The sequence below is a fragment of the Sphingomonas pollutisoli genome, assembly GCF_029167165.1.
Lineage (GTDB): Bacteria > Pseudomonadota > Alphaproteobacteria > Sphingomonadales > Sphingomonadaceae > Sphingomonas > Sphingomonas pollutisoli.
The window spans coordinates 20,366-43,582 of the sequence record NZ_JARFNJ010000008.1 but is presented as its reverse complement, the minus strand read 5'-3'; the positions used below and the strand labels follow the sequence as shown (position 1 = coordinate 43,582).

Annotated in this window: 17 protein-coding genes and 2 pseudogenes; 9 read left to right on the top strand and 10 right to left on the bottom strand. The window is 65.8% G+C overall.

Translation table 11 applies throughout. The annotated features are described in order from the left end of the window. Window positions 1–407: 407 nt before the first annotated feature. Window positions 408–669 (top strand): annotated as a pseudogene (locus PX554_RS17690) (catalase); the annotation flags it as partial. Window positions 670–932: 263 nt separating this feature from the next. Here the strand turns inward: PX554_RS17690 and PX554_RS17685 are convergent. Then, window positions 933–1,361 carry a DoxX family protein gene (locus tag PX554_RS17685; protein WP_093225848.1) on the bottom strand — a complete coding sequence of 143 codons (429 nt, stop codon included), beginning with the start codon at window positions 1,359–1,361 and terminating at the stop codon, window positions 933–935. 392 nt (window positions 1,362–1,753) lie between these two features. Here PX554_RS17685 and PX554_RS17680 point away from each other — a divergent pair, with 392 nt between their 5' ends. Continuing rightward, window positions 1,754–2,386 (top strand): response regulator, encoded by a 633-nt coding sequence (locus PX554_RS17680; RefSeq protein ID WP_093225847.1) that lies wholly within the window; start codon window positions 1,754–1,756, stop codon window positions 2,384–2,386. Here the strand turns inward: PX554_RS17680 and PX554_RS17675 are convergent. Then, window positions 2,383–5,418: a sensor histidine kinase gene (locus tag PX554_RS17675; RefSeq protein WP_275503857.1), complete on the bottom strand. Its 3,036-nt coding sequence runs from the start codon at window positions 5,416–5,418 to the stop codon at window positions 2,383–2,385. The genes PX554_RS17680 and PX554_RS17675 overlap by 4 nt on opposite strands. Before the next feature lie 475 nt (window positions 5,419–5,893). After that, window positions 5,894–6,769, bottom strand: a complete 876-nt coding sequence (locus PX554_RS17670; protein ID WP_275503856.1) for a LysR family transcriptional regulator — start codon at window positions 6,767–6,769, stop codon at window positions 5,894–5,896. 92 nt (window positions 6,770–6,861) lie between these two features. Here PX554_RS17670 and PX554_RS17665 point away from each other — a divergent pair, with 92 nt between their 5' ends. After that, complete coding sequence (locus tag PX554_RS17665; protein WP_275503855.1) at window positions 6,862–7,611, top strand: SDR family NAD(P)-dependent oxidoreductase; 750 nt, start codon at window positions 6,862–6,864, stop codon at window positions 7,609–7,611. Between the two features lie 830 nt (window positions 7,612–8,441). On the opposite strand, the gene PX554_RS17660 is transcribed toward PX554_RS17665, so the two are convergent. After that, the gene (locus tag PX554_RS17660; RefSeq protein WP_275503854.1) at window positions 8,442–9,983 is read right to left on the bottom strand and encodes a winged helix-turn-helix domain-containing protein; all 1,542 of its coding nucleotides are present in this window, start codon (window positions 9,981–9,983) and stop codon (window positions 8,442–8,444) included. Between the two features lie 400 nt (window positions 9,984–10,383). Between PX554_RS17660 and PX554_RS17655 the strand changes: the two genes are divergently transcribed. Beyond that, window positions 10,384–11,934, top strand: coding sequence for a PAS domain-containing sensor histidine kinase (locus PX554_RS17655; RefSeq protein ID WP_176787235.1), 1,551 nt, complete (start codon window positions 10,384–10,386; stop codon window positions 11,932–11,934). Between the two features lie 72 nt (window positions 11,935–12,006). Here the strand turns inward: PX554_RS17655 and PX554_RS26680 are convergent. Both PX554_RS26680 and PX554_RS17650 read right to left on the bottom strand, forming a co-directional pair. Next, window positions 12,007–12,129, bottom strand: a pseudogene (locus PX554_RS26680) (DUF6961 family protein); the annotation flags it as partial. A gap of 479 nt (window positions 12,130–12,608) precedes the next feature. Then, the gene (locus PX554_RS17650; RefSeq protein ID WP_093225838.1) at window positions 12,609–13,571 is read right to left on the bottom strand and encodes an oxidoreductase; all 963 of its coding nucleotides are present in this window, start codon (window positions 13,569–13,571) and stop codon (window positions 12,609–12,611) included. Between PX554_RS17650 and PX554_RS17645 the strand changes: the two genes are divergently transcribed. From PX554_RS17645 to PX554_RS17630, 4 genes are all read left to right on the top strand, one after another. Beyond that, complete coding sequence (locus PX554_RS17645; protein ID WP_275503853.1) at window positions 13,526–14,602, top strand: AraC family transcriptional regulator; 1,077 nt, start codon at window positions 13,526–13,528, stop codon at window positions 14,600–14,602. The genes PX554_RS17650 and PX554_RS17645 overlap by 46 nt on opposite strands. An 822-nt stretch (window positions 14,603–15,424) precedes the next feature. Beyond that, on the top strand, window positions 15,425–16,186 hold the full coding sequence (locus tag PX554_RS17640) for an SDR family oxidoreductase (RefSeq protein ID WP_275503852.1): 762 nt from the start codon (window positions 15,425–15,427) through the stop codon (window positions 16,184–16,186). 54 nt (window positions 16,187–16,240) lie between these two features. After that, complete coding sequence (locus PX554_RS17635) at window positions 16,241–16,669, top strand: cupin domain-containing protein (RefSeq protein ID WP_275503851.1); 429 nt, start codon at window positions 16,241–16,243, stop codon at window positions 16,667–16,669. 71 nt (window positions 16,670–16,740) lie between these two features. Further along, window positions 16,741–17,418 (top strand): sensor histidine kinase, encoded by a 678-nt coding sequence (locus PX554_RS17630; protein ID WP_275503850.1) that lies wholly within the window; start codon window positions 16,741–16,743, stop codon window positions 17,416–17,418. Between the two features lie 312 nt (window positions 17,419–17,730). On the opposite strand, the gene PX554_RS17625 is transcribed toward PX554_RS17630, so the two are convergent. The 3 genes from PX554_RS17625 to PX554_RS17615 are packed head-to-tail and all read right to left on the bottom strand — an operon-like array spanning window position 17,731 to window position 21,886. Next, window positions 17,731–19,134 (bottom strand): efflux transporter outer membrane subunit, encoded by a 1,404-nt coding sequence (locus PX554_RS17625; protein WP_275503849.1) that lies wholly within the window; start codon window positions 19,132–19,134, stop codon window positions 17,731–17,733. Next, entirely contained in the window at window positions 19,131–20,309 is a 1,179-nt protein-coding gene (locus PX554_RS17620; protein ID WP_275503848.1) for an HlyD family secretion protein, read from the bottom strand. The genes PX554_RS17625 and PX554_RS17620 overlap by 4 nt, the downstream gene beginning before the upstream one ends. Continuing rightward, complete coding sequence (locus PX554_RS17615; protein WP_275503847.1) at window positions 20,306–21,886, bottom strand: MFS transporter; 1,581 nt, start codon at window positions 21,884–21,886, stop codon at window positions 20,306–20,308. Before PX554_RS17615 ends, PX554_RS17620 begins: the two co-directional genes overlap by 4 nt. Before the next feature lie 210 nt (window positions 21,887–22,096). Between PX554_RS17615 and PX554_RS17610 the strand changes: the two genes are divergently transcribed. Beyond that, window positions 22,097–22,762, top strand: coding sequence for a response regulator transcription factor (locus PX554_RS17610; protein WP_093226600.1), 666 nt, complete (start codon window positions 22,097–22,099; stop codon window positions 22,760–22,762). Here the strand turns inward: PX554_RS17610 and PX554_RS17605 are convergent. Then, entirely contained in the window at window positions 22,759–23,208 is a 450-nt protein-coding gene (locus PX554_RS17605; protein WP_093226527.1) for a response regulator, read from the bottom strand. The genes PX554_RS17610 and PX554_RS17605 overlap by 4 nt on opposite strands. Window positions 23,209–23,217 lie beyond the last annotated feature (9 nt).

The following is a 23,217-nucleotide window of genomic DNA, read 5'->3' as shown; positions in this document are numbered from 1 at the left end:
TGCGATATGCGGGGGCGCGGCTGGGGGGAGTGCTGGCGTTGGCTGCGAACGGCAAGCTTGCCGCAGCGACAACGCCGATCGCTCCGGCTAGCAGATCACGGCGGTCGATCTCGACCGATCTCGATCTTGAATGGTTCGGCATGAACCCTCCTGACGGTTTGGATCGGAAGACAGACGCCTCCGATAACCGCAATTATGGCGCGGCAGGAACCGTGCCCCAATCGGACAGGGTGCGAGCCGGAGAGGAGCTTAGGTATGGGTCGCTTTGGACCAAGGTCGAGGGCGCAACGGAACGAGGTTCGCCCTTCGTATAGCCAATCCTAGACTCTGATCCCAATCGTATGCCGGTGCCGTGTCACCGTACGAAAGACCGAACGCGCGGCCCCGTTTGAACACAGGAGGATTTCATGGGCCGTAAGGACCTGACGAACGCGGCGGGCGCCCCGGTTGTCGACAACATCAACATCATGACCGCCGGGCCGCGCGGGCCGGCCCTGTTGCAGGATGTGTGGTTGCTCGAGAAGCTTACCCATCTCGACCGCGAAGCGATCCCGGAACGGCGCATGCATGCCAAGGAAGCTGTTCTCGCAGGTTGGCAAGCGTACCGAGGTGTTCCAGCGATTTTGGACCATTGCCGGTGAACGCGGCGCGGCGGAGGCCGAGCGCGACACCGCTTCAGCATTGTTGAAGAATCCTGACTTCGGCGGCCTGACCGATGGTCAAATGGCGAAGGCCACTGTCCGCACGGTCGATGCGGCCATTACCAAGGAGGCACCTGCGAACCTGACGAACGCCGCCGCACGCACCGCAACGATGGTGGCCAGGGCGCGCGAATGCTGAGCGACCCGTACCCCGGATCGTCCGGATGGCGCTCGCCTCCCCCGGAGGATCTGAGCATAACCCATATTCAACCGCGCAGCCGGGCCATCTTATCAGCTGCGATCAATGCTCCATCGGCCGCCGCCAAACGCCACGATCTGAAGCAGCCCGCCAGTGACTGCCACGTTCTTGAAGAAGAACAGGAACTGGGTCTGGTCGGCAAGGTCGTGATGAAAGACCACTGCAGTCAGCAACGTGAACGCCGCGACCATGGCGGCAACCACCCTCGTCTTATAGCCGACAACGAGCAGCGCTCCTCCTATCAACTCCATAAGGATCGCCGCGCCGAGAGCTCCCGCTGGAAAAGGTAGGCCGGCGGACCCGATGTAGGCCAGGAACGTCGCCGGGTTCGTCAGCTTCGCTATCCCGCTCAGCAGGAATAGCGGTGCGATGGCGATACGGCCGACCACCGCCAGTGCATCAGTCAACGCTGTCGCTTCCGGGTTTAAACGTCTCGCGCGTTCCGTCGAACTCGAATTCATCTCCGGCTCCTATCCTGCCTGCGACCTCGCGGGCGTTGCTTGGCACCAAGGGTGGCTTGCGGCCGAACGACACGAGAACGGCCGCGATCGACGCCCACGCGCATCAAGGTGCTACGCGTCATCCGCACATTTGCCGCCATCTCCACATCTGCCCCAGCCGATGTTCGCGAGACATCCGCGGCGAGATCATGGCGAAGTTCATTTCGGACCGGATCCGCGCCCCCTTCACCGCGCCAATACGGACCACAGCTAGCGGCGCTGGGAGAATTTGATCGAGACCGTGAGCTTTGGAATACCCAAGTGGGTGGCGGTCGGAAATTTAATCCGGTCGCTTGGAGAACGGATTGCAGTTAGACAGGCACAAGCCCGAGAGAGAAGGTGAGACGGGTGCTATGGTTGCCGTGAATTCCCTTATTCGCATTCTCGTCGTGGACGATCATCCGCTGCTTCGCGACGGCATATCGGCGCTAGTCGGCGGTCAGAACGACATCGAACTGTGTGGCGAGGCGTCCAGCGGGATCGAGGCGCTGGAACGGTACCGCGAACTGCGGCCGGACGTCACCCTGATGGATCTGCAGATGCCCGGCATGAACGGCTTCGACGCCGTGATCGCGATCCGCGACGAGTTTCCCGCCGGCCGCATCATTGTGCTCACGAACTACCAGGGGGACGTTCCCGCGCGTTCTCTCCTCAGAGCCGGCGCCAGCGGCTATTTGCTCAAGAGCGGCGTTCGGACTCAGCTGCTGGATGCCATCAGGCGGGTTCACTCAGGAAGCACCTACGTCCAGAACGAGATACTGGAGGACTTCGAGCAGCACCCGGTGAGCGAGCACCTCAGCGGCCGCGAGATCAAGATCATGCGGATGGTCGCCCGCGGCCTCACGAACAAGGAAATTGCAAAGAACATCGGCGTCTCAACCGAAACCGTTAAGGTCGCGCTCAAGAACGTCTTCTTCAAGCTGGACGCCACCGACCGCACCCAGGCGGCGATCACCGCGACGCGCCGGGGCTTTCTCGAACTCTAGCGGTCACGGCGGAACCAGAACCTTGATAGCCACGACCGCCCGCGGACGAGCCTGTCGTAGGCAACCGCACTCGGAACATCGATCACGACCTCGGTCCTCTCCCCCTTCGAGCTACGCACGGCGAGCCTTCCGCCGATAATGCCCGCCCGCTCGCGCATTCCGACCAAGCCAAAGTGGCCGTCCCTGCTCCCGCTGCCGAGCACTTCGTCCGGAATGCCCCGGCCGTCATCCTGCACACGCAGCCGAAAAGTCCGTCGCCCGTAGCTCGCCACCAGCTCAACCTCCTTCGCACCCGCGTGCCGACCGACGTTGAACAGCGCCTCTCCGACGATCGCCTTGATCTCCTTCAGCGCGAGTGGGTGGATCGTCTCCGGGGTGCCGATCTCGGTGATCTGGACGTCGACGGCGTCGTCCAGAAGCGCCTCGTCGACAGCTTCCTGCAGCGTCCAGCGCAGGTCGTTCCGTCCGTCGTTCACCCTGAGGTCGCGCACGCTATCGCGGCCCTTCGAAACGAGTTCATCCGCTCGGTCGAGCGTCTGCTCCAGCGCCTTGCGCTCGTCGCTGCCGGCCGCGAGCCGGTTGGCCACCGCCTGGACGCGGAACACGAAGCCCTGCACGCCCTGGAGGAGTGTGTCATGCAGGTCACGGGCGATGGTTTCGCGCTCAATCAGACGCTGCTCCAACCGGACGCGCATCTGCGATGCGACCTGAAGGGCACGCAGCCGCAGAAGAAACCAGATGATCAGAACGGTCGCGACCGCGAGCACGACCAGAAACCAGATTGATTGCACGAACGTGGGGACGAGTTCGATAGTCACCGACGCCTCGTTTGCGCTCGTCACGCCATCCTCGTTCGCAGCGACCAGCCTGAACTGGTAGGTGCCGGGCTTCAGGTTCGTGTAGAACGCCTCGCGGCGATGCCCGCTCGGGATCCAGCGCGCGTCCTGGCCATCCATGCGGTATTTAGCCGAAGTCCGATCCGGGTTTGACAGGCTCAGCACCGCGAAATCGATCTCGACGTCGGACTGGCCGGCCTTGAGCCGCACGTGTTTCGGGTCATGGAAGATCCGCTGGCCGGCGCGGACCGCCCGGATCGACAGCTTGGGCGCGAACGGGTTCCGGCTGAGCCTCGCCGGATCGATCCACGACATGCCGCCCTGCGTGGCGATCCAGAGCCGGCCGTCACCGCCTTGCACCATCGAATGCCGGCTGTGATCGTGGGGCATGCTGCGAAGGCCGGAGTCCTCGTCGAAATGCGTTACCTTCGGCCGTCGACCTGCGGTCAGGAAGGCCGCGTCCACCTCTGACGCCCGAATTCGGAGAACGCCCGCGCTGCCCGCGAACCAGTGGTCGCCGTCGCGTGTCACGACGATGCCGTTCACGTCGACGAGACTCGGCACCCGGTCCTTCCCCAGCCACTGCCACCGGGCACCGACCAGGCGCGCCACCCCGAGCGGACCGCCGACGTAGAGGGTTGCCGCCGTCACACCCCTTGGCGGAACGTAGAGGGTGACCGGCTGCGGATCGCGGATCGAGAACGGGATGGCCATCTCGCCGGACGAGGTGGCGTAGCGCAGCGTGCGGTAGCTCCACTGGACCAGCACACGCCCCTGCGCATCCGAGAGCATCGACCGCGGTCGGAAGTCCAGACCCGTCCTCCCGAACTTACGCTCCCACCGATCGCCACGAAGGCGGAACAGTCCGCCCCGCGCGGCGCTGATCCAATAGTCGCCGCGAGCGTCGAAGGCGCAGTCGTAGAGGGTGGTAAAGGTCGGCACGTCGGCTCTGCGGCCGACTATCCTACCACCTCGCCAGACCACAACCTGGTTATCCAGCGTGATCCAGATCTCGCCGTTGGGCGACTCGCACATTGTGCTTGGGAGGATCCCCGCATTCAGGATCCGCACAGGCCGTGCGCCCGGCGGCACGCGATAGATATTCTTGGCTTGGGCGATGAAAACGCTGCCGTCGCGCGCCGCGAGGAGGATGTCGCCGAACACGTGTGGATCGTCGAGTTTCGCTTCGGTCACGACGGAGGCCGAACGGAACCGATCGACGCCCTTCTCGGTGCCGACCCAGATGTTGCCCTCCAGATCCTGCAAGAGCCTATGCGTGATGTTCGACGTTAGACCGTTCTGGGTCGTGAATCGCTCGACCACCGAGCCTGCCTCGGACCTTGTCCTCGCACCGCGAGGGTCGGGTCGCGTGATCCGCTGGACACCGCGATACTCGGTCCCCATCCAGAAATTGCCTGCCCGATCGAACATCGTGAAGCCCCGGATCTGGGGCTTGTCCGTCGCGTAGGGTACCCGCAGCCGAGGCGGCGCGCCGCGTCCGTTCCGACCGGTAATCGGGTGGGTTCCTAGCTGGTCGCTGAGCCAGATCCGTCCGTCGGGATCAATCGAGAGGCGCGCGATCGTCGCGTCCCGGCCAGCGAACCCGAAAAACGCGTCGCGTGCGACGTCGAGTCTCAGGACCGTCTCGGCATGGGTGAGCCAGACGATGCCATCCTTCGTGACAACCATGTCGAAGGGGTTGCCGGTGGGGATTCCCTGCGCCCGACCGTAGACGCGCCACCTGCCGCCCTTGTAGCGGAGCAGCGGTTCGTCCTCGGCGTCCGTCAGCACCCAGATGGACCCGTCGGGCCCCTCCCGCATGATGGAGACCCGGTGTGTCGCGGGCGACGGCGGCAGCGTCCTGAGACGCCCACCCCGGTAGATGGCGAACCGATGCGATTCCGAGAAGTTCGTCCAGACGTCGCCAGCACGCGTCACCATGACGGCCGACGGCGGGCCGTTGCTTGGTCCGTCCGGCGCTCGGACACGTTCGAACCGGACGCCATCGAAGCGGTAGAGGCCCTGCGTGGTCGCGAGCCAGAGATATCCGTCGCGCCCCTGAGCTACGGAATATATCTGCTTGGGCGCGTCGCGCTCGCGGCCCCACTTCTGATGCGTGTAGGCGGCGAATGCTGACGATGCCGGCTCTTCCGCGGCCGCAGCCGGTCCGGGCCCGAGCGAAAGCAGCACCAGCACGAACCACCTCAGCAGTGTTCCCAAACTCCAGCGACCGGACAAACCCCACCCTTTCGCGGCCTCGCCGTTACCGCGAACGCGGTCTCCCGACAGATCGTGCGGCGACGCAGCCCTCGCGACGAACCCTGTTGTAGGACGAAGGCGTGGCCGCGCAAAACACCCGCTCACCGCCCTATACTCATGATGTGTGCACGAGAGGCAAGCCACCTGGCACCAACACGCGGTCCGACCGGACCTGCCGCAAGATCGTCACCCGACACGACGCCCCGGCGGCCCGCACCACGCCAGCTTAGGCCCAAGGTCCCGCCGCGGTAGTCATACGGATGGGTAGGTCACGCCGGCGGCCGGTAGGGGCATGCCGTAGCGGCCGTTCGAGGCCCGCCGTCGGCACCTTCCGGTTCGTATGATCGACAGGTGATCCGCACGCGGCGCAATCGACAGGCGTCAGGTCCAGATAGGAGTTGATGCGTTCGACTCACAACGAGCGCAGCCGTCCAATCTCCAGATCCAGGAAGTCGAAAAGCGCCCGAACCCTGAGGGGCACGATGCGCGAGAAGGCATGCAGGATTTGGATTGGCACCGGCCGAAGCGCATGGTCCGCCAGGACTGGCACAAGCCTACCAGCAAGCAATTCCTCGTGAACCGAGGCGCGCAGTATCTGCACTATGCCCAACCCATTCACGGCAGCGAGCCGAAGCGCCTCGCCGCTATCCGCATCGAAAGGTCCCGTGGGCGGGACGAAGTCGCCGCGCTCGAAGGCTATCGGGAAGGGCCGTCCCGCCAGCATGTAGCGGACGTGATCGTGAGCGCCGAGAGCACTGATCGATTCTGGCATCCCGCGCCGTCCGAGATACTGCGGCGATGCGACCAGCACGAGCGAAAGGACGCCCAGCGGCCTGGCAATCAGTCCGGTGTCGGCCACGTACCCGACGCGGACCGCGCCATCGTATCCCTCCCTTATCACATCCACATGCCGATCGCTCATGCTGAGATCGAGACGCACGCCGGGATTCTCTTCGAGGAAACGACAGGTCAACGCGTTGACCAGCAACCGCCCGAAGTCCGCTGGCACGCTGATACGGAGTTGGCCCGTCGCAGCGGCCGGGCCGGATACCTCATCTCCCGCCTCCTCGATGCCGCGAACCAGCGGTGCGACACGCTCGAAATAGATGGCGCCCTCCGGCGTCAGACCGAACGCGCGCGTCGACCGCTTGAACAGCCGGATACCCAGTCGGGCCTCCAATCGAGCCATGCTCTTCGATATCGAGGAAGGGGTCGTTCCCGTTATCCGCGCCGCAGCCGTAAACGATCCCGCCTCAACGACGCGGATAAAGACGCTGAGATGGTCCATTGGAGACAATATGGAACAACTTAACTGCCATTTGAAGCGCTAGCGCTCCAAGACGGGAATCATCACATCGTCGCCAGGAAACGGAGTTGATGATGAACAAGCTAGATAAAAGGGTGGCCGTCATCACCGGCGGCAACAGCGGAATCGGGCTCGCGACCGCGCGCACCTACATCCAGGCAGGCGCGCAGGTCGTGATCGTTGGTCGGCGCGGCGATGCGATAGAGGCGGCGGTGGCCGAGCTTGGCGGACGCGCATGTAGCGTTATCGGGGATGTCGCGGATATCGAGACGCACGACCGGGTGGCTACCCTCGTTTCCGAGCGATTCGGCAAGGCGGACATCTACGTCGCCAACGCGGGCGGGATCCGCATACAGCCGTCCGCCGAGGTGACGCCAGCCGACTATGACATGCAGTTTCTCGCCAATGCGCGCGGCACCTTTTTCGGCGTACAGAGGATCATGCCGCTCCTCAACGACGGAGGATCCATCATCCTCGTGAGCTCGATCGCCACGCACAAGGTGCTCGACGGTCATGCCGTTTACGGTGGGACGAAGGCGGCCATCGAAGCGTTCGCCCGCAGCTGGGCGCTCGAGCTCAAGGACCGGCGCATCCGCGTGAATGTGCTCAGCCCCGGTCCGACAGACACGCCCATCATCGGCAAGCTCGGACTCCCCGCCGAGGCGGCGCCGATGATAGAGGAGCAGTCCGCCCGCATGATTCCGTTCGGCCGCATGGGTGGTGCAGACGATCTGGCACGCGCGGCACTGTTCCTCGCCTCAGACGACAGCAGGTTCGTGACCGGCGTGAACCTCGCTGTGGACGGTGGCCTCACCCTTGCGTGAAGTGATTCTGGGGACAATCCCTGACCAATCGCCCAACGCAGCCAGTCCGTGTTGCCTGCACTCGATTCGGCCGCCCCTTCAGTGATACGACGCGATTAGGATGCCCAGCGCTCGCGATTAGTGATGCGGATCCATTCAAGGCCGAGCGCCTTGGGATTGGTGGAAACGGCGGAGACGTTCGCCGCCAACCACCACTCTTCTGGCGCAGGGCCGACCACCTCGATCTACCAGACCTTGCGGTCGCCGTCCCTCCCCTCCTGCGCGAGACGCGCAATCGTGCTATCGACGTTGTCGCTGTCCCGGTGCGCTCCGTTGTAGAACCCGGCCTGACAAAGTGGGTTGCAAGGCCCCTTCCATCGAATCCGTAGTCGCGCCACGGTATCTCCGAGCAGCTGCAGGCCCATGGAACGCCCGCGGCACCAGCCGCGCGACGATCGGATCTTGCCGGTCAATGCGCGTCTGAATTTTCACCCGGGCGAGATGCGCGTGCGGCACTCAAGTGCCCCGCGCCTCGATGAGTTCGCTTCGGGTCGCTGCATGTGATGCATGGAAGATGACCATCTCCTTGTCATCTCGATCGAGGGGCCCCGGTGGCGGTGTAGAGCCTACGGTCCAGTGCGCGGACACCCTGATGCCGCAACGACCGCGAGCCTTCGCTGTCCGGAGCGCACCAAATGAGCGAGGCCGCTTCCAAGTCCAATTGTCTTACAAGCATGAGCGTCGTCGCCTTCATGTAGGTCTCCCTGCCGGTGGCGAGACGCGGGATTTAGGCGCAATCAAGAACAATTGAATGGTCGTTGAACTGTCGGATCCGCCCGTCCGGAAATCGGTCACGCCGGGAGCCCGGCGCTCCGGAGGCCGTCCACGAAGATTTCGAGATCCTCCCGGTGACGCAGGTGTATCCACGACTTGACGCTGCCGACCCGCAGTTCGGGGCTGTGCCGCAGGAGCAGGTGCATAGCGTGTGCCGCTTCGCGCCGACGACCGCCCTGTGCGTTGCTCGCCGCCAGGAGCCCGAAGGCGCGTGGGTTGCTCGGCGCCAGGGAGAATGCAGTCTCGGCGTTCGCGGTTGCCGCGTCGGCGCGGCCATCGAGAAGATGCGCGAGAGTCGTCAGGATGGCTATGTCCGCGCTCTCGCGCTCGTTCGGGTTAGCCCGGGCCGCCCGCGCGATCCGACGCATGGCCTCGTCACGGCGCCCCGCCGAGAGGAACTGGCCCCCGCTGAGATACCAACCAAGCGCGGACCGCGGATCCGCCCGTAGCGCCTTGTCCATGTAGGCGGCGCATATCCCGAGATCCTCACCGAAGTGACCGAGCGCATAGCTTCCGCGGATCACAGCGGTCGGGTCGTCGTCATTCATGCGCACCGCCAACTCGGCGATGCGGGCGCCCTCGGCGCTCTCGCGGTCGATGTCGTCCATCCACAGCCCGTGCTTGCGCAGCACATGCGACCAGGCGAGCCCGCCGTATGAGGGCCCGAACTCCGGATCGATGGTCAGCGCGACGCGGAAGTGTGACATCGCCGCGTCGACGTCGGCGCGCCCTCCTCGCCCCATGAGAGCCTGTCCGATAAGGAAGTGATCGTAGGCGCCGAGCGCAGAGTCGGGCTTGCGGCGCACCCTTTCCGTTTCGGCCCGCTCCAACTGCCCCCTCACGGCGGCGCGCACGCGCGAGGAAACGCTTTCCTCGAGCCCCAGCAAATCCTCGCGGAACGACAGGAAGCTGGCCGCCCAGAGATGTCGCCCGCTCGAAGCGTCGAGCAGCCGCACCGAAATACGAAACCTGTCCCCCGCCCCCCGGACGCTCGCCGTTAGGAGATAGTCGACACCGTCGTTGCGGTTTGCCGGTTCGTCGCCACGCCCCAGCGCAACGACGTGCAGCATGGGCTCCTGGGTTAGCGCCACCAGCAGCTCCTCGCGGACGCCTTCCGCCACCTGATTCTGGAACCAGTCCGAGGCTTCGGTCGCAAACGGCCTCACGCCAATGGACGGCAGCCCACCCGCCTCCGCGTTCCGCATCATCAGAGCCGAGTATCGCGGGCTCTCGATCAGTTCACGGCCCTGATCCGTGGCGACTTCGGCAACGAAGCGGAAACCCTTGCGGGCGATCGTGCGCACGACGCGCTGCTGGACGCCGTCGTCGCCGAGCGCCCGGCGAACGGCGTTGATATGGCTTCCGAGCGTCGACTCCGAGACGAACCGGCCCTCCCACACCGTGGCAAGCAAGTCGTCCTTCGTGACGACGCGATCACGATGCTGCACGAGGTGGCACAGCAGATCGAAGACCTTGGGCGGCAGCGACACCTCGACACCCAAACGCCGCAACTCGCGCAGCGAGCTATCCAAGATGAAATCCTCAAACCGCAACTGCATTCGGGTGGCTTCTCCGGGGCCTCGCCGGCCGTAACACTGGGCTGTCTTATCGACGTGACGAGGCGTGACCAAGTATCCTAACCCATCCCGCACGTCGTAGCCTTACCCGTTTGGGTATTCCCAACGGAATGCTCCGCAACGATGGAAAGACAAGACGGAGACAAGGACTTCGATTTCGGCGGTCGGTAGAATCGCAGGACACATCCAAGTCGGTGGCCGAGGGGTTCCAGACATGTCCAACCGGCGCACGATACCAGAAGGGGGGCCAATCCCGCTCCAAAGTCCACCTGCGCAATCTCCACCATCGATCGCGAATGCCGATCCCTACATTGATCTCATCGAGGACCTTACGCCATCGCTCCTCCTGAGATGCGTCGGTAGCGCACCTGACCTCTCCTGGATGATCGAGCGCGCCAACACGCGCGCGCTAGAGCTCCTCGGCGTCTTCGACCCGAGCGACCTCGTCGGCGAGCCGCTCGGTCAGATCGTCTCCGGCCGGGACTTCCATGCCCTCTGGTCGCTTCTCGCGGCCGCTGCGACCGGCGCCTGCCCTACCCCGGTCGAGATCTCCGCCCGGACTCTTCCCGGCGACCACGTGCCCGTCAGGGTCGGAGCGAGGCTGGTCGAGCCCGGTTCGATCCGGCTCGTCTTCGCCATGATCGAGGCAATCGACCAGACCGCGTCCCGCCTGCGCGCGAGCGAGCAGCGTTACCGTCAGCTCTTCCATGCGATGCCCATCGCGCTTCTGCGCATCGACTCTCGGGGAAGCCTGGCGATGTTCCAAGAGTCGCGCCGCCAAGGCGTGACGGATTTCGACGCCTATCTGCGGGCGAACCCGGCCGCCTTCGAGCGCGCACTCGACACGATATGCATCGCGGAGGCGAACGAGCATGCCGAGAAGATGTTCGGCGACGGCACGCCCCGTTCGATCCTGAGGCCGGTGCGCGTCTTCTGGCAGGCCCGCCCGGATACTTTCCGACGTATCCTCATGGCGCGATACTCCGGTCGCCGAGACGTGATCGAGGAGACAGTCGTGTGCGGCGTCGCCGGCCAGCGGGTGCCGGTCCTGTTCTCGATGGCATTTCCCATCAACGACCCGCGGCTGGGGAACAGCCTGATGGGCATGATCGACATGAGCGGCCAGATACGGGCTGAGGCGGAGCTGCGGCGCACGCAGGCCCGCTTCGCGGACGCCGCGCGCACGTCCACCACGAACGAGCTCGCAGCCTCGATCGCGCACGAGGTCAGCCAGCCGCTGTCGTCGATCGCCACCAACGGCGCTACGGCCCTGCGCTGGCTCTCAAAGTCACCCCCCGACTTGAGGCGGGCGGCCAGCCGTATCCAATGCATCTTGGACGATGCGGAGCGCGCGAACGTCGTCATCAGTCGCATGCGCGACATGTCATCGGGCGTCCTAGTCGAACGGTCGGATGTCGATCTCAACGCCGTTGTGCGCGAAGCCCTCCTCATCCTCAACGACGAAATACTCGCAAAGGCGGTGGAGGTGCGCCTGCACCTCGACGAGGAACTGCCCACGCTGCCGGGCGACCACGTCCAGCTCAATCAGGTGATGGTGAACCTCATCATCAACGCGATGCAGGCGATGGAGAAGTCCGGGTCCGTTAGGCCCGCGATCGACATCGTGACGCGCCTCCTCGACGACGGATGGCTGGCGCTCGAGGTGAAGGACAGCGGCCCGGGCATCGGGGCGGCCCATTTGACGCGCATCTTCGACAGCTTCTTCACCACGAAAAGCGCTGGGCTCGGGATCGGACTGGCCGTGTCGCGCTCCATCGTCGAGGCCCACAACGGCTCGCTCCTGGCATCGAACGGCGGCCTCGGCGGAGCCGTCTTCACCGTCCGCCTGCCCACCATCGTCCTGACCGCCGAGAAGGTCGCGGCGCTGCCGGACGGGGTGGGTCAGGTCTTCCTCGCCCAGACACGCGGCTGAACAATCGCCGACGGATCGGACGGGGCGCATGGCGTGGCTACTGCCGCGCCTCCTCCACCCCGAGAGGCCGTCGAGGCGCTCGGCGATCGCCTTCCACGGCGCGACGCCGGCCTCGTCACGGCGGATGGTCAGCTCCCCGATCCGCTCGGCGACATGACCGTTCGGGCGGTCGCCGCGCATGCGCTCGACGGCCAGCGTCTCGGCCTATCGCTCCTCCTCGGACATTACAGGAGCGGCGCTCCATCCACAGGCGCCTTGCGCTCCAGCAACAGTGTTGCGCCAGAAGCGAGGATCCACCCAGGGCACGACGTTCATCACACTGGAGGACGAAATGGACGTCGCATACCTCGCTATGTGGCCCAAGCCCCTCGAGCGGCACCGGCGGATCGTGCTCGGCGCGTCATTGATGGGCGTGCGCGGGCAGTGGACCAGATGGAGAGCAAGGTCTTCCAAGTGATCGTCCAGCGCCTCGATGACCTGTCCGGGTTGCTCGAATTGACCATCAGCCGCAAATCGCCTTCAGAGAAAACACTGCAATCAAAACGGATCGTTCTAAATCCCAGGATCTGGCAGAAACGTATCAAACGATGCGCAAAAAGGGTGGATCTCAAGGTATCTCGAGCCGATGCGACGGACAACGACAGACTTTGCGCGACGAAGCATCCTCGCAATGTTCAGACACTCACCCCGGTCCAGTCCTCGGACAGAGACCACAGCCTTTCAGCCGCCTCGTCATCCGCGGCCCAAGGCGCGACGCCTTTGCGGCCCACCTCCTTCTCGTTGATGCCGGCGATGTCGCAGTCCTCGCAATACACGCCGCCCAGGCCGGCGAGCGCCGGGCTCGTCGCGCACCACAGGCTGGTGGCCGCACCCTGCTCGACGTTCTTCATGCCCGCTTCCGGATCGATCTTCGGCCGACCCTCGCCATCGAAGGCATCGAAGCCGTTCAGTTCCTCCTTCGAAAGATGGCGCGCCAAGTCGGTTATGATCTGTCCGGGATGAAGGGAGAAAGCGCGGACGCCATGCTCTGCCCCGCGACAGTCGAGACCGCGCGCGAACAGCGCGTTGGCGGTCTTCGACTGCCCATAGGCCTGCCACTTGTCGTATTCGCGATCCCGGAAGTCGATGTCGTCGAAATGCACCGGGGAGATTTGATGCCCCCGAGACGACACGGCCACGACGCGCGCGCCCGCCGCGCGCAGGGCCGGCCACAAAGCACAGACCAGGCGGTAGTGGCCGAGATGGTTGGTCGCGAACTGCCCCTCGTGGCCGTCGGCATCCCGGAACAGTGACGTCGCCATGACGCCCGCGCTATTGATCAGGATCGGGAGCGGACGGCCGCTGTCAAGGAATCGCCGGGCGAAATCTGAGATCGAGCGCGGATCGGTGAGATCCATCGCGGCAAGTTCAACACCGGGACGTCCATCGATGGCCGCTGCGGCCTTGTCCATGTCGCGCGCCGGCACGATGACGGTGGCACCGGCATCTGACAGCGCGAACGTCGTGACGAGGCCGATACCCGAATAGCCTCCCGTGACGATAGCGGTGGTGCCGGCGAGATCGATGTCCTTCATGATATCGCCTGCGGTCGATGCGGGTCCGAAGCCCGAGCGGATTGGGGTCTGAGGAGTTGTCATGCCGCTATTCTACGCCATATGGCCTGGACGAGACATCATCCATCGTCGGAATTTCTGTCGTGATAATCCAGAACGCACCGGTCGATCCGCTTTCGGACCTTCTCGAGATGGTGCACGCAAAACCCGCCTGCTCCGTCCGGCTCGAGGCGGGCGGCGCGTGGTCGCTGCGGTTCAGGCCGCAGAGCTGCAAGTTCAACGTGGTGCGCAAGGGGGAGTGCTGGCTGGTGGTCGGCAACGACCAGCGACATCTGCGCGCTGGTGACTGCGTCGTCATCAAGGAGTGTGCAGAGTTCGTCCTGACCAGCGATCCAGCGCTCGAGCCGGTCGATGCGGCGCTGGCGTTCGGCGACGACGCGCTGGCCGGACGGTATGGCGTTGGGCACGACGTCGACCTGCTGGGCGGGAGCGTGACATTTGGTCCGGACGGCGCATCGCAGATCCTCGACCTCCTGCCATCGACCCTGGTAATAGAAGGCGCGGCGACGGCGGCGGCACCCTTGGGCTGGCTGCTCGACCAGCTTGACAGTGAATGGCGCAGCGGCAAGGCCGGATCCCGTGCGGCCTGCGACGACATCCTCCGCCTGATGTTCGTCCACGCGCTCCGGGCCGATTTCGAAAGCCGGGGCGAAAACGCACTCGGCTGGATCGGCGGTCTCTCCGATCCGCCACTCGCCGCGGCGATCCGGGCGATCCACGCCGATCCCGCCCGACTCTGGCGGCTGGAGGATCTCGCGGACGTCGCGGGGCAGTCGCGCTCGACATTCGCGGCCCGGTTCCGCGCACGGGTGGGCGCGACGCCGGTCGAATACGCCACAGGCTGGCGGCTCACCATCGCCGCCTCGCGCCTCAGGGCAGGTCGCGAGTCCGCCTCGTCCATCGCGCGTTCGATCGGCTTCCTGTCGGACAGCGCATTTGGAGCGGCGTTCAAGCGGAAGTTCGGCGTCTCCCCGGGACAATACAGGGCAAAGGCCGGTCCTCGCGCGACGTCGGAAGCCGTCTTGACGGCAGATCCTGAAACGGCGGCGGCCTGATGCATCTCACGCGCCCGACGCGATCGACCGGATCGCCTGCGCGAACTCCCTCGGCGCCGCTTACGGGAGGTTGTGACCGATCCCGCCGCGGATCAGCCGATGCTCGTATCGCGACGTGAGCCTGGCATGGCAGGCGACAGGCTCGGGATGCGGCGCGCCGTTGGCCTCACCCGCCGTCGTGATGGTCGGCAAGCCCGCGGTGACGCGACGCGCGAGATCTGCTCATTGAAGGCCCTGCACCTGGGCGCCTATCCGGCGAGGCCGCGCTCGGTCGCGAAGTAGAACCGATACCAACAGGCCAATTCCGCCTTCTGACTTCCGATCAGATAGCCGCTTACGGACACCAGACCCGCGCACCGTCCCGGCCAAAGTACCGCCGCGATGTAGGCCGAGCGGGCGCCCCAGTCGAAGCCGCCAAGCGTGGCGCGCCTGATCCCGGCGCTTCGATCAACGCGACGATGTCGGTCGCGAGCATTGCCTGCTGCGCGTTCCGAGAGCGATCGGCAGACAGAAAACGAGTCGTGCCGAACCCACCGCCATGAGGCGCTCCCAGCTTCATGACCGATCGATACGGGAAGCGGCTCCCTGCGCTCACCACCACGCGGTGGGCGCAGCCGGATCGTCCGGAAGTTTGGATGTCGCCCCAGCCGCTCACGATCCGGGATCGGTCGGAGATGCAGGGGCGCTGGGGTTAGGATGGCCGCGCTGACGGGCGACGGGCCTCGACCTTCGTATAGCCGGAACGGGACCTAGCTATAATCCAAACCGACCGGTCAGCCCGCTATTGAGAACGCCACGCAATCAGAAACTGAGAGGCATGTGATGCGGGTAGTCGTCATCGGAGGCACGGGCCAGGTCGGTTCGAAGGTCGTTGCCAAGCTGAGGGATTTGGGCCACGAGGCGGTCGCCGCGGCGCCGGACACTGGCGTCGACATCATCTCCGGCAATGGGCTCGACGATGCCCTTCACGGTGCGCAAGTCGTCGTAGACGTCACCAACAAGATCACGATGGACCGCAGGGCCTCCATGGGCTTCTTCGAGACCGCAGCACGCAATATCATGGCTGCGGAGATCGCCGCCGGCGTCCGCCACCACGTCGGGCTTTCGGTTCTACGCAGCGACCGGCTGGTTGAGAGCGGCTACATCGCCGGCAAGGTCGCGCAAGAGGCGCACATCCTCCGGGGGCCCATTCCCTTCACGCTCGTGCGGGCGGCCCAGTTCTTCGAACTGGTGCCCATGATGGTCGAGATGGGAGCGGTCGACGGCGTCGCCCGGCTCGCCGACGCACGGTTTCAGCCCGTCGCGGCCGAGGACGTCGCGGAGACGCTGGTCGAACGCGTCCTCGCCGACCCGGTCAACGGTGCATACGAGATCGCGGGTCCCGAGGTCTTCCGCATAGACGAGCTCGCCCAACGCTATGTCCGCGAAACCGGCGGCACCGTGAAGATCGAGGCCGATCCGAACGGCACCTACTTCGGTGCCCCGCTGGCCGACGACACGCTGCTGCCGGGAACCGACGTCCACATCCAGGCGACCACCTTCGAGGACTGGCTGGCCAGCAAGCGAATGCCCGCCGCCGCCTGAGCGCGCACAAAGGCAGGCTCCACCAACCCACTCGCTCACCAGAGAGGAACATCGATGCGCTCCACCCTCGCGGCCATGCTCGCAGCCACACTCATCGCCCCGAACGCGGCGAACGCCCAGACCGCCAAGGCGGCCCAGGTGCTCACCTCGATCAAGCCGGAATTCTCCCATCGGATCACCAACATCCCCGGCAAATCGGTGAAGACGGTACTCGTCACCTACGCCCCGGGCGACAAGTCGCCCGCACACACCCACGCTAAATCCGCCTTCATCGTCGCCTATGTCCTCGAGGGCGCGATCATCAGCGGCGTGAATGGGGGCGAACCGCAGACCTTCAAGGCGGGCGAATACTGGACGGAGAGCCCGGGTGACAAGCACGGCGTCAGCGCGAACGCGAGCAAGACCAAGCCCGCGAAGCTGCTCGCCATCTTCGTCGTTGACGACAATGACGGACCGCTGACCGTGCCCGACGAGCACCACTGAGATCAACTCCGCCGGCCACCATCCAAGCGAGGCCCGGAGAAACTACCCAACACCTCGGGGGAGACGACGTGATGACCGGGACGACCACGGCGTTCGCGGCATCTCCGCACGAGGCGGCGGAGATGAACCACCGAATCGCCAACAACCTCGCGCTGCTGGCCTCGCTCATCGAGATCGATAGCCGTGAGATCGCCGACCCGGGCGCCGTCGTGGTCCTCGAGGCCGCACGGAACCGCATTCACGCGATCGCGAACGTCCATCGCCGCCTCTACAAGATCGAGGCGATCGACCACCTCGACCTTTGCGACTTCATCGAGGATCTCGCGCGCGATCTCAGGAGCGTCTGCGAGAACGCCGGGCGAGAGCGCCGCCTCTACTTCGAGGGCACCAGCGTCTTCGTCACCCCCGACGAGGCGAGCGCGATCGGCATCCTCGTCGCTGAACTCGTCGGCAACGCCTGCAAGCACGCATATCCCGCATCGGCAGCCGGCGTCGTCCGCATCGGCCTTTCCGGATTGGAAGCGGGTGGCTGGTGCCTGACGGTGGAGGACGAGGGGCGCGGCTACTCGCCCGGGCCATCGGGTTCGAACGCGGGCCTCGGCTCGCGCATCATCGGTGCCAGCGTCGGACGTCTCGGTGCGACCTGCCGCTGGGAGGACGCCATGCCCGGCACGCGGTTCGTCATGCACTACGGTCCGACGCTCGAGGCACGGCCGCCCGGCCGAACGAACGGCGATCCTCTAGAGTAGGCCGACGGAGGCGCTCCACCTTCGTATAATCCGAATTCGCCGTCTCGGCGATGCCCGCCCGCCGGCGCATGCAACATCCACCGCAGGCTCTACCAGGCCGACCGCGAGGGCTGGATCGACCTGTCGAGCTACCTCAACGACCTCGGCGACGACCTGCAAACGGTCTGCCAGGACACCCGGCGCCGGCGTCAGCGCACCATCCAGACCGAGACACGCTACCTGTCGGCCGAACACGCCATCAGCGTCGGGATCCTGGTCGCGGAACTGGTCTCGCCACCGAGGGCGGCCGGCGTCGAAGGCGGAGCAATCGCCTTAGCGCATCACGCCTCCGCCGAGGCTGCGGACAAGCGCCACGTCCAGGATGAAGCTCCGGGACTGGAGCGCGGCGGCGACACGGCGGCGAAGCAGGAGACGTTCCTCCACGATCAGCACGGATTGGTAGTCGGCCGCGCCTTCGGTGTAGCGGAACTGCGCCAGTCGATAGGCGCGTTCGGTGGCCGTCAGGGCGGTATTCGCACCCGCGACTTCCTCCGTGAGCTGCCTGCTGCTGACTGTGACGTCGGCGACCTCGCGCAGCGCCTGCGTCAGGGTCTCGTCATAGGTCGCCACTGACAGGTCGTAGTCCGCGCGTGCGCCGCGGTAGTTCGCGCGTCGGCGCCCACCGTCGAATATAGGAAGGCTGACCGCAGGTCCGGCTGTACCGATGTCGCTGCCGCTGTTGAGCAGGTTGCCGATACCGAGGGATTGGAAGCCGATCAGGCCGAGCAAGTTCACGTTTGGATAGAACTGTGCCTTGGCGACCTTAATCCGCTTGGCGGAAGCCTCTACCCGGGACCGCGCCGCGACAATGTCGGGACGCCGCCCCAGCAGATCGACGGACAGGTTGGCAGGCAGGCCGAATGCCTTGAGAGCCGGCGTCATCGGCCGCGCGATTGAGCGCCCGCGGTCCGGCCCCGCGCCGAGAAGCGCGGCCAGCCGATTGCACGCGAGGCCGATCGCCTCGTCGGCCTGCGCCAGCTCGGAACGCGCCGCCGGCGGTCCAGCCTGGGCCTGCGCGAGATCGGAGTCGGAATCGAACCCGTGCTGCACCCGAGCGCTCACGAGCTCGAGCGACTTTTGCCGCACCTTAAGCGTCTCCTGAAGCACGTCGCGGTCGTTGTAGAGGCGGACGAGATCCGCATAGGTCGCGGCGATCGATGCCGAAACGACCAGCCGCGCCGCTGCGGCGTCTGCCCGCGCCGCCTCGGCATCCGAAGTCGCGGCCGCGAGCGCGGCCCGGTTCTTGCCCCAAAAGTCCAGCTCCCAGCTGAAACCGAGGCTCGCGCGACCGCTGTCGTGATAGCCCCGCCGCTCCGGCGTGACCGGTATCCCGTCATTGGTGCTGGGCTTGCTCACCGTAAGAGAGCCATCTGCAGAAACCGAAGGAAGGAGGGCCGCGTTCGCAACTCCCGCCAGCGCCTCCGCTCGGCGCAGGCGGGCCGATGCCTGGGCCATGGTGGGCGCATTCGAGAGCCCTTCCTCGATCAGCGAACTCAGTTGAGGGTCGCCATAGGCCGCCCACCAGTCGTCGATCGGCCAGGCCGCTCCGGCCGCCGAGAAGGTCTCCGCGCCGCGGTAGGTCGCGGGTGCCTTCACCTCGGGCGCCGGCCCAAGATGCGGCGGTGTGACGCAGCCCGCGAGCAGGCCAGCGACGGCCAAAGCGATCGGCGACCTCACGACGGCCTCCCGCAACGGAAGGAACCACCCACCAGCCACGATATCAGCCCGCCATGCGACCGGCCGTCGACGTGCGAGCCGATCTCGATGCGGGACGTCGCCGACATGCCGGTCGCCAGCCTGTCGAGACCCGGCTGCTTCGGATCGATCAGGATGCGGACCGTGAACCGGCGGACGATCTTCGTGAAATTGCCGGTCGCGTTGTCGGGCGGGATGACCGCGAACTCCGAGCCGCTGGCACCAAAAGTGCCTTCGACGACGCCGCAGAACGTCACGTCCGGGACGGCGTCGATGCCGACTTGAACCCGGTCGCTCGGCCGGATGCGCGCGAGCTGCGTCTCACGCAGGTTCGCTTCGATCCACAGCCCGGTGGTCGGTGTGATCGCAAGAAGACGCGTGCCAGTGTTGACGTATTCGCCCAGCCGCACGTTGCGCGCGGCCACGCGGCCCTCGCGCGGCGCGACGATCGCGGTCCGGCCGAGGTCGGCGCGGGCGCGCATGAGCTTAGCCTCGGCGCTCTGCAGCTGCGCCTGCGCGGTGAGGCGCTGGGCGCTGAGCACGCCGAGCTGCTTGCGGGCGACGTCGGCTTGAGCGACGGTCTGGGTGACGGCTGACCGGGACCGCACGTTCTCCGCTTGCGCCGCCTCGAACAGCTGGCGACTGACCGCCCCCTGCCCGACCAAGGCGTTCGACCGCTCGAAGTCCGCGCCGCTGCGCACCGCACTTGCCTTCGCAGACGTCACGCTCGCGTCGGCCGCCCGGATCTGGGAATCCTGCAACCGCTGCTGCGCGGCTATCTGACCGAGGGACGCCTTGGCCTGGGCGATCGCCGCCTCCGTGTCGGCGACCGCCGAGTTGTAGTCGGTCGGATCGATCCGTATCAGCACTTGTCCCGGCGAGACCTTCGCGTTGTTCTCCGTCAGGACGGCGGTCACATATCCCGGCACCTTCGGGGACACGAAAGTGACGTCGCCTTTCACATAGGCGTTGTCGGTCGAGACGAACGCCACGCTTCCCGGGCCATAGGCATACAGGCCCGCCACCGAGAGGATCGCGGCACCGCCGAGCAGCACGGCCGCGACGACGCGCGCCCCCGCGCTCCAGGTCGTGGGCGCCGGCGCGGCGGGGGCGCCGCCCGCCACCGCTTCCGGGCGTGAAGGTGCGGTCGTGCTCATGCGGTCTTCCCCTTCGTTTCGGTCTTCCTGGAAGGAACCGGCTCCTCGGACGGCACAGCGGGCAGCGCCCAGACGAGAATCGTGCCCAAGCCGAGCGCGATCGCGGAGACGAAGAAGGCGTCGGAGAAGGCGAGTGTGAACGCCTGTCCACCGGATGCCCTGGCGAGTGCCGTCAGGGCCGCCGCCTGCGCATCGTCCGCATCGCTGCTAAACCGCGCGAAGGCACCGGTCGTCTGGGCAAGCCGCTGCGCTGTTTCGGGCGACGTCGCGCCGATCGCCTCGACGAGGATCGCGGAATGGAATTTCTCGCGCTCAACCACGAGGTGCGAGAGGATACCGAGGCCGGACACGATGCCGAAGACGCGGGTCAGATTGAAGATCATGCCGACGGTCGGGCCGTCCTGCATGGTCACCTGATAGGTGGCGAACCGGAGCACGGCGACGCTGAACAAGCCCATGCCGAACCCGGCGACGGCCGCTCCCACGCGCAACTGATCGGCCGCCCAATCCGGGGTCAGCTGAACGCACAGCGCGGCTGCCGCTGCAAAGCTGGCCAGCCCGGCCGAAAGCAGCCAACGGCTGTCGAGACGACGACCCCAGAGATACGAGATCACCAGGGCGATCGTTGTGCTCGGCATCATGGCGAGAAGGACGGCCCCGGTGTCGATCGGGCGGTATCCCTGCACGCGCCCGAGATATGACGGCACGATGTAGACGGCGAACATCTGCCCGAAGCGGAAGAACACGGAGAGCACGATCCCCCAGGTGAACGTCGCCCGGCGAAACACCGACAGCAACAGCAGCGGCTTCTCCGTCCTCAGCATGCGGACGACCGCGGACCCCGCCATGACGCTGCCGCCGAGCAGCAGCGCCGGCACCCACCAGGCCTCCAACCAGAAGTGGCGCTCGCCTTCGGAGGCGGCGATGACGATCAGCGCGAGGCCGAGGGAGAGCAGCGTGAAGGCCGGCCAGTCCGCCCCCTTCAATACCTCGATCCGTCCCCTCTCCTGCGCCATGACCCGACGCGCGAGGAACCAGTAGGGAAGCGCCAGGATGGCCTGGGCCCAGAAGAGGCTCCGCCAGCCGAACGCATCGACGAGCGCCCCGCCGACCGTCGCCGCCAATCCGAAGAACAGGGAGGTCGACGTCGCGAAGAGCGCCATGCCCTCGAAGCGTCCCCTGCCCGGCATCAGCGTCGTCATCACGAGCAGCATGAACATCAGCGGCATCGCTCCGCCGAACACGCCGTGCAGCGTGCGCGCGAAGAGCATGACCGGCAGGTTCGGTGCCATCGCACACAGCGCAGAGCTGATTGCGAAGCCGGCGCCTATCACGGCCATCGCCCGTCCCCGTCCGACCCCGAACGCGAGCGCCGGGGTTGCGAGGATGCCGCCGATCGCACCTACGTTCTGGAAGGTGTTCACGAGGGCGGCGCTGTCGGCCGCGACGTGCAGCCCGCCGGATATGTCCGCGACGGAGTAAACGGCGACGAGAGGAAAGAGCGACCCGAGAACTGCGCCGTAGCCGGCCACGGCGAGCGCCGCGTAGGACGGTTTCTGTTCTGCGGCAGAGGACACGCACGTCTCCCGGATGGGCGTTCACGACACCCGGAGGATAGGGTCGAACAACTGCTTCGATTATCGGCCCAACCGGCAGGTCACTGGTGCCGATCAGCGAGGAATGCCTCACCTTTCGTATGATGGCTTCCGGCCGTCCGGCCGGTTAAGCTGCTCGCGAGAATGCCGGTCCTGGGTCCGGCTCGTTCGCCGTCAAAGCCGGAGGGGACGATGGAAGCGCAGTCGCCAAGCACCGAGCCGGTCGTCCACATCGTGGACGACGACGACGGCATTCGCGATGCGCTGGAGGATCTGTTCCTGTCCGTCGGCCTGCAGGCACGCAGCTACGCGACCGCGATCGACTTCCTCGACCGCGCGGACCCACTGCTACCCGGATGCCTCGTCAGCGACGTGCGGCTTCCTCAGCTCGGCGGATTGGAACTGCAGGAGCGTCTCGCGTCCCACGGCTTCCTGCTTCCCGTCGTCTTCATGAGCGGCTTCGCGGATATCCCAATGGCGGTTCGCGGCCTCAAGGGCGGAGCACGCGACTTCCTCCTTAAGCCGCTGCGCGATCAGGACGTGCTCGACGCGGCGAACGCGGCAATCGAGTTCGACCGACACTCACGGGTGCTCGCGGTCGAGGGCGGGAAGGCGCGTCTGCTGTTCGCCTCGCTTACGACACGCGAAAAGCAGGTCGCCTCGCTGATACTCGCCGGTCGCAAGAACCGGCAGGTGGCCGACGATATCGGACTGAGCGAGATCACGGTCAAGATCCACCGCAGCAACGCGATGCGCAAGCTTGGTGCCCACAACGTCCAGGATCTCGTCCGGATGGACCGGCTCCTGGATTTCGTCCTCAGCGGGGCAAACGTCCACGCCGAGACGCCGGAAGATTAGCAACCAGTGGACGGGTGGGTCCGTCGAAGCGCCCGCTCCACCTGGAGCTGCAACTGGTCGACATCAATCGGCTTCCGCAGGAACGCCACCGCGCCGAGGCGAGACGCCTTTCTGCGAACCTGTTCGTTGTCCATCGAACTGACAAAGATCACCGGCATCTCCGGGACCAGGATCGCGGTCCGCCATCCGAGCTCGAGGCCGTCCATGCCGGGCATGCGGATGTCGGAGATCAGGCAGTCGAACGAGCGCTCCGCGAGCGCCGACAGGAAGGCCTCGGCAGAGGAGAACTGGTCGCTGTCGAACTCGAGCACCTCCAACAACTCGGCGATCGCATCGCACATGCCGGCATCGTCGTCGACGACCGCAATCAGATGACTTCGCTGCAAACGGTGTTCCTCAAAAGCCGGGAACCGGGACACCGTCAAATCGGCGATCGTCCGGCGCATGTGAAGCCA

Excerpts from the sequence above, each read along its gene's own strand:
- PX554_RS17650 (WP_093225838.1), bottom strand. The coding sequence starts at position 13,571 with ATGACAACTCCTCAGACCCCAATCCGCTCGGGCTTCGGACCCGCATCG.
- PX554_RS17630 (WP_275503850.1), top strand. The coding sequence starts at position 16,741 with ATGACCGGGACGACCACGGCGTTCGCGGCATCTCCGCACGAGGCGGCG.
- PX554_RS17665 (WP_275503855.1), top strand. The coding sequence starts at position 6,862 with ATGAACAAGCTAGATAAAAGGGTGGCCGTCATCACCGGCGGCAACAGC.
- PX554_RS17685 (WP_093225848.1), bottom strand. The coding sequence starts at position 1,361 with ATGAATTCGAGTTCGACGGAACGCGCGAGACGTTTAAACCCGGAAGCG.
- PX554_RS17635 (WP_275503851.1), top strand. The coding sequence starts at position 16,241 with ATGCGCTCCACCCTCGCGGCCATGCTCGCAGCCACACTCATCGCCCCG.
- PX554_RS17670 (WP_275503856.1), bottom strand. The coding sequence starts at position 6,769 with ATGGACCATCTCAGCGTCTTTATCCGCGTCGTTGAGGCGGGATCGTTT.
- PX554_RS17640 (WP_275503852.1), top strand. The coding sequence starts at position 15,425 with ATGCGGGTAGTCGTCATCGGAGGCACGGGCCAGGTCGGTTCGAAGGTC.
- PX554_RS17620 (WP_275503848.1), bottom strand. The coding sequence starts at position 20,309 with ATGAGCACGACCGCACCTTCACGCCCGGAAGCGGTGGCGGGCGGCGCC.
- PX554_RS17660 (WP_275503854.1), bottom strand. The coding sequence starts at position 9,983 with ATGCAGTTGCGGTTTGAGGATTTCATCTTGGATAGCTCGCTGCGCGAG.
- PX554_RS17680 (WP_093225847.1), top strand. The coding sequence starts at position 1,754 with ATGGTTGCCGTGAATTCCCTTATTCGCATTCTCGTCGTGGACGATCAT.
- PX554_RS17605 (WP_093226527.1), bottom strand. The coding sequence starts at position 23,208 with ATGCGCCGGACGATCGCCGATTTGACGGTGTCCCGGTTCCCGGCTTTT.
- PX554_RS17610 (WP_093226600.1), top strand. The coding sequence starts at position 22,097 with ATGGAAGCGCAGTCGCCAAGCACCGAGCCGGTCGTCCACATCGTGGAC.
- PX554_RS17645 (WP_275503853.1), top strand. The coding sequence starts at position 13,526 with ATGCGGGTCCGAAGCCCGAGCGGATTGGGGTCTGAGGAGTTGTCATGC.
- PX554_RS17655 (WP_176787235.1), top strand. The coding sequence starts at position 10,384 with ATGATCGAGCGCGCCAACACGCGCGCGCTAGAGCTCCTCGGCGTCTTC.